General features: G+C 37.1%; 11 protein-coding genes and 3 pseudogenes. 8 read left to right on the plus strand and 6 right to left on the minus strand.

From position 1 onward, the window contains the following. Positions 1 to 33 precede the first annotated feature (33 nt). Complete coding sequence (locus CDG59_RS09525) at positions 34 to 903, plus strand: DUF2797 domain-containing protein (RefSeq protein WP_087545009.1); 870 nt, start codon at positions 34 to 36, stop codon at positions 901 to 903. Between the two features lie 37 nt (positions 904 to 940). Here the strand turns inward: CDG59_RS09525 and lpxB are convergent, their stop codons facing one another. Continuing rightward, the gene (gene lpxB, locus CDG59_RS09530) at positions 941 to 2,119 is read right to left on the minus strand and encodes a lipid-A-disaccharide synthase (RefSeq protein WP_171295023.1); all 1,179 of its coding nucleotides are present in this window, start codon (positions 2,117 to 2,119) and stop codon (positions 941 to 943) included. A 179-nt stretch (positions 2,120 to 2,298) separates the two neighbouring features. On the opposite strand from lpxB, the pseudogene CDG59_RS09535 reads away from it, so the two are divergent. From CDG59_RS09535 to CDG59_RS09550, 4 genes and pseudogenes are all read left to right on the plus strand, one after another. After that, positions 2,299 to 2,460, plus strand: a pseudogene (locus CDG59_RS09535) (PepSY domain-containing protein); the annotation flags it as partial. Continuing rightward, positions 2,456 to 2,587: pseudogene (locus CDG59_RS15490) on the plus strand (DUF1634 domain-containing protein); the annotation flags it as partial. The pseudogenes CDG59_RS09535 and CDG59_RS15490, both read left to right, overlap by 5 nt. Before the next feature lie 243 nt (positions 2,588 to 2,830). Continuing rightward, positions 2,831 to 3,718, plus strand: coding sequence for a sulfite exporter TauE/SafE family protein (locus tag CDG59_RS09545; RefSeq protein ID WP_087545079.1), 888 nt, complete (start codon positions 2,831 to 2,833; stop codon positions 3,716 to 3,718). Positions 3,719 to 3,835: 117 nt separating this feature from the next. Next, positions 3,836 to 4,927: a 3-deoxy-7-phosphoheptulonate synthase gene (locus tag CDG59_RS09550; protein ID WP_004662080.1), complete on the plus strand. Its 1,092-nt coding sequence runs from the start codon at positions 3,836 to 3,838 to the stop codon at positions 4,925 to 4,927. Positions 4,928 to 4,953: 26 nt separating this feature from the next. Here the strand turns inward: CDG59_RS09550 and CDG59_RS15310 are convergent, their stop codons facing one another. Next, positions 4,954 to 5,253: a hypothetical protein gene (locus CDG59_RS15310; RefSeq protein WP_171295022.1), complete on the minus strand. Its 300-nt coding sequence runs from the start codon at positions 5,251 to 5,253 to the stop codon at positions 4,954 to 4,956. Between the two features lie 92 nt (positions 5,254 to 5,345). On the opposite strand from CDG59_RS15310, the gene CDG59_RS09555 reads away from it, so the two are divergent. The 3 genes and pseudogenes from CDG59_RS09555 (at position 5,346) to CDG59_RS09565 (ending at position 9,503) form a co-directional block, all read left to right on the plus strand. Continuing rightward, positions 5,346 to 5,846 carry a hypothetical protein gene (locus CDG59_RS09555; protein ID WP_087545014.1) on the plus strand — a complete coding sequence of 167 codons (501 nt, stop codon included), beginning with the start codon at positions 5,346 to 5,348 and terminating at the stop codon, positions 5,844 to 5,846. 75 nt (positions 5,847 to 5,921) lie between these two features. Continuing rightward, a pseudogene (locus tag CDG59_RS09560) lies at positions 5,922 to 8,033 on the plus strand (TonB-dependent receptor). Positions 8,034 to 8,036: 3 nt separating this feature from the next. Further along, positions 8,037 to 9,503 (plus strand): PepSY domain-containing protein, encoded by a 1,467-nt coding sequence (locus CDG59_RS09565; RefSeq protein WP_087545016.1) that lies wholly within the window; start codon positions 8,037 to 8,039, stop codon positions 9,501 to 9,503. Between the two features lie 56 nt (positions 9,504 to 9,559). Here CDG59_RS09565 and CDG59_RS09570 read toward each other — a convergent pair whose 3' ends face one another. The 4 genes from CDG59_RS09570 to cobT form a co-directional block, all read right to left on the minus strand. Continuing rightward, complete coding sequence (locus CDG59_RS09570; protein ID WP_087545018.1) at positions 9,560 to 10,300, minus strand: adenosylcobinamide-GDP ribazoletransferase; 741 nt, start codon at positions 10,298 to 10,300, stop codon at positions 9,560 to 9,562. A 98-nt stretch (positions 10,301 to 10,398) separates the two neighbouring features. Beyond that, entirely contained in the window at positions 10,399 to 11,982 is a 1,584-nt protein-coding gene (locus tag CDG59_RS09575; RefSeq protein ID WP_087545020.1) for a histidine-type phosphatase, read from the minus strand. Positions 11,983 to 12,091: 109 nt separating this feature from the next. Then, on the minus strand, positions 12,092 to 12,697 hold the full coding sequence (locus tag CDG59_RS09580) for a histidine phosphatase family protein (RefSeq protein WP_087545022.1): 606 nt from the start codon (positions 12,695 to 12,697) through the stop codon (positions 12,092 to 12,094). Continuing rightward, positions 12,687 to 13,757: a nicotinate-nucleotide--dimethylbenzimidazole phosphoribosyltransferase gene (gene cobT / locus CDG59_RS09585; RefSeq protein WP_087545024.1), complete on the minus strand. Its 1,071-nt coding sequence runs from the start codon at positions 13,755 to 13,757 to the stop codon at positions 12,687 to 12,689. Before cobT ends, CDG59_RS09580 begins: the two co-directional genes overlap by 11 nt. Position 13,758 lies beyond the last annotated feature (1 nt).

The following is a 13,758-nucleotide window of genomic DNA, read 5'->3' on the forward strand; positions in this document are numbered from 1 at the left end:
CAACCCTTGATTGAGAAAGATGAGAGTTTATTGATGGAACTACAAGGCATTTGTCACAAAATGCACGCAGCGCTCAAAACGCATAGTGTAACTGATCAACCAACCAGCAAGGCAAATGTTGAATATAAATTTATATTAGATCGTTCAGAAACTGATCTACCCTTCGTACTAGGTCAAGAATTAGAAATTGAATGGACTGGAAATATTTTTTGTACTTCGTGTGGTGCAAAGACTCCAAAATCATATTCACAAGGTCACTGTTTCAAGTGCTTCAAGACCAAAGCTGAATGTGATCTTTGTATTATGAAACCTGAGACTTGCCATTATCATCTTGGAACTTGTCGTGAAGATGAATTTGCACATAAGGTTTGTTTCCAACCTCATATTGTATATTTAGCTAATTCAAGCGCATTAAAAATTGGAATTACTCGTATCGTTAATATGCCAACTCGATGGTTAGATCAAGGTGCAACCCAAGCTTTACCCATTTTAAAAGTTGGTTCACGCCGCTTATCTGGTCATTTAGAAACTTTATTTGGTACACAAATTGCCGATAAGACGGATTGGCGTAAGCTCCTTAAAGGTGAAGCTGAACCATTAAATTTAATTGAGCAACGTGACCAGATTTTGGAAGAATTTGCACCAAAAATTCAAACGATGCGAGATGAGTTTAGCCAAAACTTAGAATTCAATGAAGAACTTGAATTTTTAGAACATGAATTGCCTAAAGAATTTATTTACCCAGTTGAACAATATCCAGAAAAAATTAAGTCCTTAAATTTGGATAAAACACCCAAAATTCGTGGTGTTTTACATGGCATTAAGGGGCAATATTTATTACTCGATATTGGTGTCATCAATATTCGTAAATACACAGGCTATGAAATGATTCTAAGAGCGTAAATGATAAGGTGGCATTTGAGATGCGACCTTTTTTAACTTAATTTGTTTTTAAACAATTCAGAATTGCATCAACAGGATTTTCAGTATCTCCTGAGATTAATTGTTTGTGCATACTTAGATGTTGCATCATCTGAATATGTGCTGTTTCATTATCCATTAATTTTTCAATTTCAGAAGCAAGGTGTTCTGGTGTTGCATCAGCTTGAATTAATTCTTGGATGACTTTTTTACCTGCAATGATATTAGGTAAAGAGTAGTATGGAATCTTAACGAGAAACTTAGCAATCATATAAGTTAACCAATGCAACTTATAAAAAGTCACCATTGGGCGATGCAATAACATTGCTTCAAGTGTCGCAGTTCCCGATGCTAGTGCGACAATATCACTCGCATTCATGACCATACGACCTATTTTAGATTCAGCATCGGTATTTTCTAAAATATAAATTTTTGATTTTAAAGTTACATCTAAATTTTGAATACCATGTTCAATTTGTTGTCTTCGAGCATCATTGATTGCTGGAATCAGAAACTCTAGTTCAGGATATTTCTTATGTAGTATTTCCGCAGCCCCAATTAACAAAGGCAATAGTCTGTCAATTTCACCTCTTCGACTTCCTGGTAATAAAGCAACGTGCATTTCATGTGCAGATAAGCCAAGCTGATGTTTTGCTTCTACAATTGGATTTTTTAAAGGTAATTGTTTGGCTAGTGGATGCCCAACAAAAGCTGCTGGAACATCGTAATTTTCATAAAATGTTTTTTCAAATGGGAATAAACACAACACTAAATCTATACTACGTTTAATACCATGTACCCGCCCTTGACGCCATGCCCAAACAGATGGACTTACGTATTGAACTGTTTTAATTGGTAAATTCTTTTCTTTTATTGTTTTAGAAAGACGTAAATTGAAATCAGGTGCATCAATTCCAATAAAAATATCCACTGGATGTTCAGTCCAACGTTCAACTAGACCATCACGTACAGCAAATAACTTCTTTATATCTTTCAAAACCTCAACAATGCCCATTACTGATAAAATTTCCATTGGATAATAACTATGGAAACCCTCAGCAATCATTTGTGGACCACCAATACCTTCAAATTCAGCATCAATTCCTTGTTCGCGAAAACTGCGCATGAGTTTCACTCCTAGAGTATCTCCAGAAACTTCTCCCACCACGATACCAATTTTTAGTTTTTGCTTTAACAAGACCAATGCCCCACTGAAATATTTGAATGATTCTAACAAAATGATTTTACATCGAATCATAATAAGCTATCCAATTAATTTAAAAACTATCTTGATTAACGATAGTTAAATGATTGCGAGTTTATTTTCAATTTATTAATATTAACAATAATCATTTTCATTTGATATTTATTCTCCTATTAGAATATCATTCCATTACCTTAAATCAAACACAAATTACCTTAAATGGTGCTGGAAAAATTTTAGGCAACACAAGAAATAATAGTCCTGTAGCAACCTTAAATGCAGGCGTTTATGGTCTACATATGGCTACATTTGCGCAACCACTACTACGATTTGCTTTGTCTTGAATATGGAAACGCTATAGGATTTGTAAGTTGGTGGCTATTTGCGACACCGATTACATTTCTACTTGTGTTATGGGTTAATGAATTAAAACCTAACAAAAATAAAATTTTAGCAAAATAGAGAATGTTTAAATCACTCTACTTTTCAATTAATTATTTTACGTCACTTTGATCAAACTAAGATTTACTCGACGAACTCATAAGTGCAAATTAATGAAACATGGCTGTGTAATTCAGTCAGTTTTTATACCGTCATCGACATTCTTTAGCTTTTTTTTGCATAAGCAAATCACTATTCATCACAACGAGTTATCTAAAAAAAGCATAAGATATGCTGGTTTTTGCATATTTAGGCATATTGATTATGTTTGGTCCTGTTGAATTTATTCTAGCTGGGGTTTTGGTTGGTTTCTGTGTAGGAATCACTGGTGTTGGTGGTGGCTCATTAATGACCCCCATTTTGATTAGTTTATTCAAAATTGAACCTCATATTGCAATCGGTACAGACCTGCTATATGCCTCTATTTCTAAATTTTGCGGTTCAATGGTACATGCTAAAAAACTAAATATTGTATGGCCAATTGTACTTTGGCTTGCACTTGGAAGTATTCCTGCATCTTTTGCCACATCTTGGGTTTTAGAACACTATTTAAGCCAATCAACGCACTATAAAGCTGTGCTGACTATGGTCTTAGGCTTTATGTTGACTTTGACAGGTATCTCGATTGTATTTCGTAGCCAAATTGAAAAGTTCTTTGATCGTTTCCGTAATCGTGAACAAGCAAATATGGAAAGTGAGCAACATGCACTCCAGCATAAACGCTTATATATCTTTATCATGGGCATGGTTTTAGGTATTTTCGTTACCCTGTCTTCTGTAGGCGCTGGTGCTTTCGGGATTATGGCACTCGTAATTATGTTTCCTAACTTACCGATGATCCGTATTATTGGTTCAGATGTCGTACATGCTGTCTTATTAACCGCTGTTGCTGGTTTAAGTCATATGTCTTCAGGTAATGTCGACTTTCATTTATTAATGTGGTTACTTGTTGGTTCTATTCCTGCAATCATTGTCGGAACTTTAATTAGTTCGCGTATGCCAGAAAGACTTATTCGCAGAATCTTAGGTATTACATTATTTGCCCTTGGTGTTAACTTTATGGTTAATCCAGTTAAGGCAAAACCTAAACCAGTTGAAACCCATAAAGTTGCTGTTGTTCAACAAACAAGCCATTCATCTAGTATGGTTTAATTCTGAAAAAGCCGATTGTTTTCCGCAATTTTTGCGAATGGATAGTTAATCAATCGGCTTTTCATGCTATATTCGTAGACAAAATAACCTCTTCTTTCGATTGAATTTGTGACAGCAATGAATACTCTACAGTCAAATCCAGTTTCTCAGCCAGATATCGACGACGTTAATATTAAAAGCATTCAAACCTTAATTACCCCTGCGGAACTGAAAGCTGATCTTCCTTTATCTGAAGCTGCATCTCAAACTGTGTTACAAGGACGTGCAACTGTACGTAATATTTTAGACGGCAATGACAAACGTTTGTTTGTGGTGATTGGACCTTGTTCAATCCATGATGTTAAAGCTGCAAATGAATATGCTGATCGCTTAAAAGAATTAAGTGAAAAAGTAAAAGATACTTTATACCTTGTGATGCGTGTATATTTTGAAAAACCACGTACGACAGTCGGTTGGAAAGGTCTAATCAACGATCCAGATATGAATGACTCTTTCAATATTGAAAAAGGCTTACATATTGGTCGTGGTCTTTTGCTTGAATTAAATGAAAAAGGTTTGCCATGTGCGACTGAAGCACTTGATCCAAACTCACCGCAATATTATCAAGATTTAATTTCTTGGTCTGCGATTGGTGCACGTACTACAGAAAGCCAAACACACCGTGAAATGTCTTCAGGCTTATCATCTCCTGTTGGGTTTAAAAACGGTACAGATGGTGGTTTAACGGTTGCGACCAATGCTATGCAATCGGTTAAGCACGGTCATAGCTTCCTCGGCTTAAATGAAAATGGTCAGGTTGCAATTATCAATACCAATGGTAATCCTTATGCGCACGTTGTTTTACGTGGTGGTAATGGTAAACCAAACTATGATGCTTCATCAGTTGCTGATGCAGAGGCTGCTTTAGCTAAAGCAAAAGTAAGTAACAAAATCATGATTGATACCAGTCATGCGAACTCAAATAAAGACCCATACTTACAACCATTAGTCCTCAAAAACATCACAGAGCAAATTCTTGATGGTAATAAATCAATCGTAGGTATCATGGTTGAAAGTCACCTTAAAGGCGGTCGTCAGGATATTCCTGAAAACCTATGTGATCTCGTATATGGTCAATCTGTGACTGATGGTTGTATCGATTGGGATACAACAGAAAAAGCATTGTTAGAAATGCATGAAGCACTTAAAGATGTTTTACCAAACCGTTAATCTTTAAGTAGATGTAAAGCAGGCTCTCATGAGCCTGTTTTTATTTTTAAATTTTCCATTAAAGTTTCATGACTCACTAGATCTAAAACTACTTTTTCAATATTTACCCTATTTACGTTTGGGATTACAACTAAATTTTGTTCTATAAAATATTGACTGGAATGCAAATCATCATTTATGGTTTGCATCAAACGAACAGGGTCGTAGAAAACTAATTCATAATTCTTATTTCTATACGTTAATACTAAAATAATCCATCCTTTAGATTCAAATACCCATTCTTCGTCATCGAAAAAAACTGGAAAATTTATACGGTAATCTGCCATATATTTGTGTCCTTAAATATTGGATTTGTTTTGAACTGTAACATTTTTTTAATTATACTGCTGCCACATTTCCCCTACGACGTATTGCTGATATGAAGTCCAGTTTTCGTCAACACTTGCTAAAGTGGCGTGCCTCATTCGGTGCGATTACTTTGCTTTGTTTGCTCTGGCATATCTTCTTACCAACGATGGTACATACTGGCGTCGTACCTGCACTCTATGCAATGCCTACACATTGCCAAGTCACAGATATTAAAAATAGTTTGATGTTGTCTGAATCTCATTCAAGTCACCATCATGCTATGCATGAAATGCATCATCAACAGCATTTACAACCGACTGCGCATGATCAACTGAGTGACTATGCCAAAGAGGTTTTTGCCCTTGCTAGTCAAATCATGAAGTATTGTCCTTTATGTACACATGGTTTAGATGCTGTTGCAATTATTCCTTTAATTGCATTAATTTTAATCTTTGTACTGGCTTGGTTTAGTCGTGTACGATGCCTATGTTATACGTGGTCAGAAGATCTGCAAATTCCACGTATCTTCTATATCTTTCCAATTAAACAAGCACCACCGCTCGCTCTATAAAAATGCTTTTTTAACATTCCGTATCCAGTGTCTCACTGTGGTACCGCCTCGTTTATTGCTTTTATAGAGTTAAATATGAATACTCAATTTCGTTTGTCAGTATTAACGACAGCATGTCTATCGATTACCTACAGCCCAATCACTCTGGCTGAAACAGCTTCTGAAAATGAAACAAAAACCCTAGCTACAATCGTAGTCACGGCAAGTCGTGAAGGTGAATCTATAAATAATACTCCTGCTGCGATTAGCAAAATTAGTAGCCAAGATATAGATGATAAACATGCCACATTCATTGGTCAGTTAGTTAATCAAACCCCAGGTGTGTTAATGAATGACTTGGGCAACGAACAACATATGATGTCAATTCGTCAACCCATCACCACTTCTGCTGTTTATCAATATTTGGAAGATGGCATTTCAATCCGTCCAGTCGGTGTGTTTAACCACAATGCGTTATATGAAGTAAATTTAGCTGGAATTGATAGCATTGAAATTTTGCGTGGCCCAGCAAGTAGCTTGTATGGAAGCAATGCAATTGGCGGCACGATTAATTTCCTCACCAAAGCACCGAGTTTAACTCCAACTGCTGATTTAGGTTTGAGTGCAAGCTCTGAAGGTTATCGCCGTTTAGACTTAGGCGCATCCAATACGTTTGATACTGAGTATGGTGAACATGGTTTAAGACTGTCTGCCTATGCCAGTGATCGTAGTGATAGCTGGCAAGATCATGCTGAAAGTAATAAGCAAAGTGTGACCTTAAGACATGATTGGCGTATATCAGATGCCACTCAAATCAAAAATATTTTCAGCTACAACCATTTAAAAACCGATATGACGGGTAGCCTAAATGCAAATGATTTTAGCAAACGTCCAGGTTATAGCTATCAAACATTTACATATCGAGAAGTAGACTCAACCCGTCTTTCATCACAGATTAACCATCAATGGGATGATCAACAACAAAGTCAATTGACTGTATATTATCGCGATAATACAACCGATCAAAATCCGAGCTACAATATTCGCACTGATGTAAAAGATAAATAGCCTACAGGAACTTATAGCGGGCAAACTACCTATAACGCTTTTCAATCTTATGGCTTAAATTTACAGCATTCCATTAATTTGGATCAGGTTAAATTGATCATTGGGGCGATGGCAGATCATTCACCGAACCAAGCTCAAACCAATGATATTCAAGTTTTTCGTGATCCAAACACGCTAGTTTATACGGGTTTCAAACAACGTCAGTTGTTACGTGATTTCAAAGTTGATGTCAATAACCAAGCATTGTACACACAAGCAAATTGGCAAGCTTTGCCGAATCTAAATTTGGTTGGTGGTGCACGCTATGATTGGATCGGTTATGACTTTGATAACAAGCTTGTTCCCTCTAAAGTTACAGGTGCGCCAGACGAAAAACGTAGTTTTCACAAGACAAGCCCTCAACTGGGTTTTGTATGGAATATCTCACCTGAATTAGATCTGTATAGCAATTGGTCACAAGGTTTTGTACCACCAGAGGTTAGTAGTTTATATGGCGCAAATCTGGTCACACCAAACTTAAAAGAAGCTACATTTAATAATATTGATGCGGGTTTACGTTTCAAAGTTTTAGATGACCGATTGGATGGAGAAATTACCTTATATCGTTTACAAGGTAAGGATGAAGTTCTAAGTTATACAAAACCTGATAATACCCGTGAACCACGAAATGCAGGCAAAACCTTACATCAAGGTATCGAAATTGGTGGAACTTGGAATATTTCTGAACAGTATGATCAACGTTTAAAGTTATCTGGAAGTATCGCTAAACACGAATATAAAGAATTTCAGCCCTCATCAATACTCAACTATAGCGGCAATAAAATGCCAAACTCTCCCAAAAGTTTTGGCACAATTGAATATCAAATCAAACCTATTCCAGCATTATTACTTTCGGCTGAAGGTGTTTATGTCGGTTCATATTGGATCGATGATGCTAATACTGAAAAATATGATGGGCATACCATTCTAAATTTACGTGCAAATTATCGTAAAAATGCTTATGAGATTTATGGGCAAATTCTGAATGTAGCTGATGTCCATTATGCTGACAGCACTTCATATAGCAGTAATCAAGCTAGTTATACGCCTGCAGCACCACGAAGCTATTTATTAGGTTTACGTTATCATTTTGGAAAATAAACAATGAATGCCAATCTACTCAAGAAGTTACTGAAATTTCATCGTAGCTTTGGAATGATGCTTGGCATTCTGATTTTGATGTGGTCTTTAACAGGTGTGTTGCATCCAATTATGAGTGCAACACAACCTCAACCCGTCAAAAGAATGCCTCCACCTCAGCAACTAAATTTAACAAATGCTTTGCCTGCACCTTGGGTTTTACAGCAGCATAGAATTGAAGAATTTTCAGGATTACAAACCATTCAGCTACAACCTGAACTTGTGGCTTATCGAGTTTTACAACCAAATCAAAACATTGCGGAGTATTTTGATAGTCGATCGGGTCAACTCATCACAGATGGAGAGCAACAAGATGCAAAACGTCTTGCAATTTGGTATACAGGTTTAGCCAAACAAAAGATCGTTTCGACCGAACTGATCACTGAGTTTAGTGATGATTATCCAAGTGTGAATCGTCTATTGCCTGTTTGGCGTGTAAGTTTTGAGAATGGTTTAAGAGCTTATGTCGATCCATCACAATCTCGATTAGCCACACTCTCCAATGACCAAAAAATGTGGATGGCGAAAATCTTTCGTTTAGGTCATACATGGACTTGGGGTGATCAACCGTGGACAGGACAAAGTATACTGATGCAAATTGCTTTAATTGGCATTTTGGTACTGACTTGTATGGGAATTGGATTGTTTTTTAGGATTCGTAATCGCCAGAACCATCGTTTAGCTCACAAGCCAATTCGCTTTTTACATCGCTATTTGGGCATCAGTCTAAGTATATTTATCTTGCTATGGGTATTCAGTGGTTTCTATCATGTTTGGCATAAAAAATCTGAGATTGCGAACATTCAGCCGATGTTTTATACACAGGATTTAAGTGCTATCTCATGGAAAACGGCTGTTCAACACCCCATACAACGCCTTAATCTTGTACAGATCTCCTTTGCTCAAGATCACGCTCAAGCAGGTTGGATGGTTCAATTGACAGGTAATCCACAGTTACAAGGCAGCATGACCGCAGCCAAAGAACATGATCATAATCATCATGCTCAAAGTGCTGCCCCTACAATTGAATTGATCAATGCGAATACAGCGACAAAATTAAATACCCTTGAGCAAAGTAAACAGTTGGCTGCCGACTATTTACATTTACCAGTCGATCGCTTTACACAAAGTTCTTGGGTCACCAGTTTTAGTGGTGAATATGGTTTTATCAACAAACGTTTACCCGTAGTTAAAGTTGAAAGCAATTTAAGTGATCAACTCAGGTTGTATATTGAGCCAAGTAGCGGTGTGATTGCAGCGCAAGTCACTCAACAAGATGCTTTAGAAGGTTTTAGCTTTGCATATCTACATAAATGGACATGGCTACCAGTAGATAAAACGCTCAGAGATATATTGTTAGGAAGTATCGCTGGACTCATCGCTTTATTGGTGATTTTAGGTTGTACATTAGCAGCCCGAAAATCGTCCTAAGTTCTTTATTGATCCTTCTTAGTTTAAGGAGGATCAATTTTTTAGAATTAAACCTGTTAAATATAAAATGAAGCCATCACAAAACTTAGCATTAAACCTGTCTCAACCAGCTCAATTGCAGCGCCAACAGTATCACCAGTAATCCCACCAATTCTTTTGATAAATAAGGCTCTTAAAAAAAACAACACAGCAACAAAGCAGATAAAAGTCACCAATCCCAACCATTTAAACACACAAAGTAATGCAATTGTAATGACAAAAACAGTCCATGTAAGTTTCTTTGGGATAAAATCAGTAATTGAACGTCCTAGCCCTTTATCACGAACATAAGCTGTGGTTAGAAATAAAAATAATGGAACACTACGCCCAAGTACTGGAACTAAAATCAAAAAAGTATTGAGATGCTGCTCAAGCAGTACATACAGCGCAGCAAACTTGAGTAAACAAACTACAACAAGACTTAGCACACCGATTGGACCACAGTTTGGGTCTTTCATAATTCTGAGTGTACGCTCAGGATCACCAAAACCACCGACCCAAGCATCGGCTGTATCGGCTAAACCATCAAGGTGAAGCCCACCTGTAAGCCAAATCCATAACACTAAAATGATACTGGCAATCAATAAAATTGGCAGCTTGAATAAAACTAGAGATGAAGCAAACAAAATCAGTCCAATCAATAAACCCACAAATGGATAAAATAAGATCGCTTGACCATTTTGCTTTGCACTTGGCATTGTTTTTAAGTTAATCGGCAAAACTGTCAAAAATTGCAAGGCAATCCAAAAAGGCGTCATGTAAGCTCAATCATATTCGATTCATAATTTAGCAATTATGAGGAAATAAAATTGGGAATAGCAAGGCTATTCCCAATTTGAAAAAACTAATGCTTGGATTATTGAACTTGATAACATTGTTTAAGCTTCAAATAATCATAATAGAAACTGTTCGTACTATATTGTGCATATTTACATGATGGTTTAAACAAGGTCTCTTTTTCATTGTAGAGCATTTTTACCAAAGTGATACCTTGGGCATTTTGATAAATATCCCACTGTAAATTCGCAGCCATTGGCGATACTACTTCACCTCTCCATGAACTATTGCTGTAGTTATAGGTTTGATGTAATGGTAGAGGCTGCATCATTTCATGTAACTCTAAACTGGTCGCCAGTGGAATAATGATTTCTGCATGTGCGAAGCGTAACACAGCGCGATGGGATTGTTTTTTATCAACAATTGCATCTACTTGCTTAAACAAATCTTGTTTTAGACCTTGAGCAATGTTACTGGTGACAGCATTTGATTCTTGAAAGCTTGGCCCTTTCTCATAAAAATCATTTGCATCGTTAAATTCAGCATAGAATTTTGCAGCATCTACAGGCATATATTGATCAAAATTTACATTTTTTAATTCAAGCTGCATACCACCAGAAATTGAATACAGCTCATAAAGATAAGCAGCGGCATCCACAGCACTTGCAATGGTATTTTTCCCTTTACCTTTTTCTGTAATGGTTTCACCTTTTGGCGATGTCACGGTATAAGTGCCGCTATTACTAAAGGTATAGCCTGTTGTACCTAATTTTTTGATAAATTCAGGCTTAAAAATTGGGTTAAGCACACTCAGCGCAACTTGTTCTGCACGAGTATCTTTTTCAATTTCTTTGAGTTTATTGGTTAAATCGGCATTTTCTTCTTCAAACTGCTGATAAGCTTGGCTAGCATCATAAATTGCTTGTTGCTGAGTTGATAATGGCTTAGCTAAATCTTGATCTTTATTCAAGCTATGGAAATAAAGTTTAAAACGATCTACACCGCCATCCTCAATAGATGGGATACTCGTACTGGTTAAACTGGTATATGAAACAGGTGTAACTTGATTCTTCAATTGCGGTTGTTGTTGAATCAATTCAGCAGTAAAAAACTTGGCACTATCAACCGCACGATCTACGCCTGAGCTTTGAACTAAGATAGATTCAGGTTGTGTCGCTGCTGTTTTAAATAGATCAGGTAGACGTTGTAAAAGACGGTCTGCGATACCTCGATGTTCTTGAATACCAAGCATCGTTTCATTGCCATATCCATACTGGCGAATCCCATCTACGCCGTAACCCAGCAAAATATTTGCTTTCATCATATTTTCTAAATCAGCACCTAGTTTTTCACCTAAAGGTGTTAAAGCATTTTCAGCCTTGGCTTGTTTCCATAAATTATAAAGTGCCAAATCATATTTAATGCTCGATAATCCTCGAGAACCATGACGTGCGACTAACTCTGTAAAAACAGGTTTAAAACCTTGTGGAATCGCTTCGTATTTTTTTAGATCTTGTTGTGGTTGGTATGGAGTTTTAGTCTGATAATATTTTGATACCGTGTTATTTTCAGGGATTGTTTTTGATTCTGAGCGATCGTCGTTATTACATGCCGCCAATAAAATGCTCACGCATAACACACTGCTTTTCAATAATATATTCATAATGATTTGCTTATAGGTCAAGAAATGACGTGTATCATAGGCTGTAGCAATGACAGTTCGATTACATGACCTTAGCAAATACTGGAAATAAAATAAGATTTTATAACTACTAAATTGCTGTTTTTTCAGAAAAATGAATTTGATTATCAACTTGAGTTAGGTTTAAAGCATATAATTTCCCTAACTCTGCGGGCATAGTTAATAAATCATCTAGATTTTGCTGACGCGCCAAACAAGTCAACAATTTAATCACCCCACCATGCGTCACAATCAATGCCTTATTCCAGTTGTGTCGTTGCATTTGCTCGTAAATTTCATCAAACCCACACATGACTCGCTGTTGGAATTGAATCAAAGACTCACCATTTGGCGCATGATATTGCGTAGGAAATTGCCAAAAATTTGCTAATCGCTTAGGTTCGGCTTCATAAATGGCTTGGGTTGAAATACCCTCCCAATCACCAAAATACATTTCTTTGATATGATCATTGACCCGCATTGGCAATTCGAGCTGATCTGCCAAATGCTCTGCAAAGCGACGACAACGCCGCAAAGGTGAACTGATAATCACATCCCAATCCATTGGAGTAGTGATGTACTGCTGAATGGTTGATTGCATTTGCAACCAACCTTTTTCAGTCAATTCATCATCTAAATGCCCACGTAAAGTATGGCTCAGCGTGGTTTCACCATGTCGCAGTAAATCAATCTGCAACTTTGTCACCTGTTACTGCCGCTTCCGCAAAAGTTGCCATTTGATTATGTAAGACACAAGCAAGTTGGATCATAGATAATGCCGCACCAGCACCACTGCCTTCCCCTAAACGTAAATTTATTGCTAAGATTGGTTGGGCATCCAATTCTTTTAAAACACGCTGATGACCATATTCAGCTGATTGATGTCCAAAAAGCATCCACTCACGGCTTTGTGGCTGAATACGTACTGCACATAAAGCTGCGACCGAACTAATAAAGCCATCGACGATAATAGGTAAACCAATTTGCGCACATCGTAAATAAGCCCCAGTGATTGCAGCGATTTCCAAACCACCTACAGCAGCCAAAATTTTTAATGCATCATTGGCCACATTTGCTCTATGAAGCTTTACTGCTTGATCAATCACTTTTATTTTATGTTGTAATTGCTCAATATTAATTCCTGTTCCTAAACCTGTAACTTGCTGGGCTGATTCGCTCAGCAACAAACAAGCAAGTGCTGAAGCTGAACAGGTATTGCCAATTCCCATTTCACCTGCAATAAAAATATCCGCATCTTTCGCCTTAGCAAGATCGGCGCTATTTTTACCCAGCTCTAACGCTGCTAAACACTCTCGGTTGGTCATCGCAGCTTGCTCTACAAAATTAGCAGTGCCAGCACGAATAGTATGGCATTCAACGCCAACATAATTGTAACTATCGCCTACTGTCCCACAATCAATCACTTGTAAATGGGCATGATGATGTTTAGCAATTACACTAATTGCTGCACCACCCGAAGCAAAGTTTTGCAACATTTGACGAGTTACTGCTTGAGGATAGGCTGAAACATTTTCTGCTACAACACCATGATCACCAGCAAAAATAGTAATCCAAGGTTTGTTAATTTTAGGGAAAATTGTTCTTTGTAAAGCAGATAAATTAATCGCAATTTGCTCTAAATCACCTAATGCGCCTGTTGGTTTGGTCAATTGAAGTTGACGTTGCTCAGCTTGTTGTTTTACATCTAGATCAGGTTGTTGTACTGCGGCTAAAAACCATTGCGCTTGTTCAGTCATA

This window comes from Acinetobacter sp. WCHA29 (assembly GCF_002165335.1).
GTDB lineage: Bacteria > Pseudomonadota > Gammaproteobacteria > Pseudomonadales > Moraxellaceae > Acinetobacter.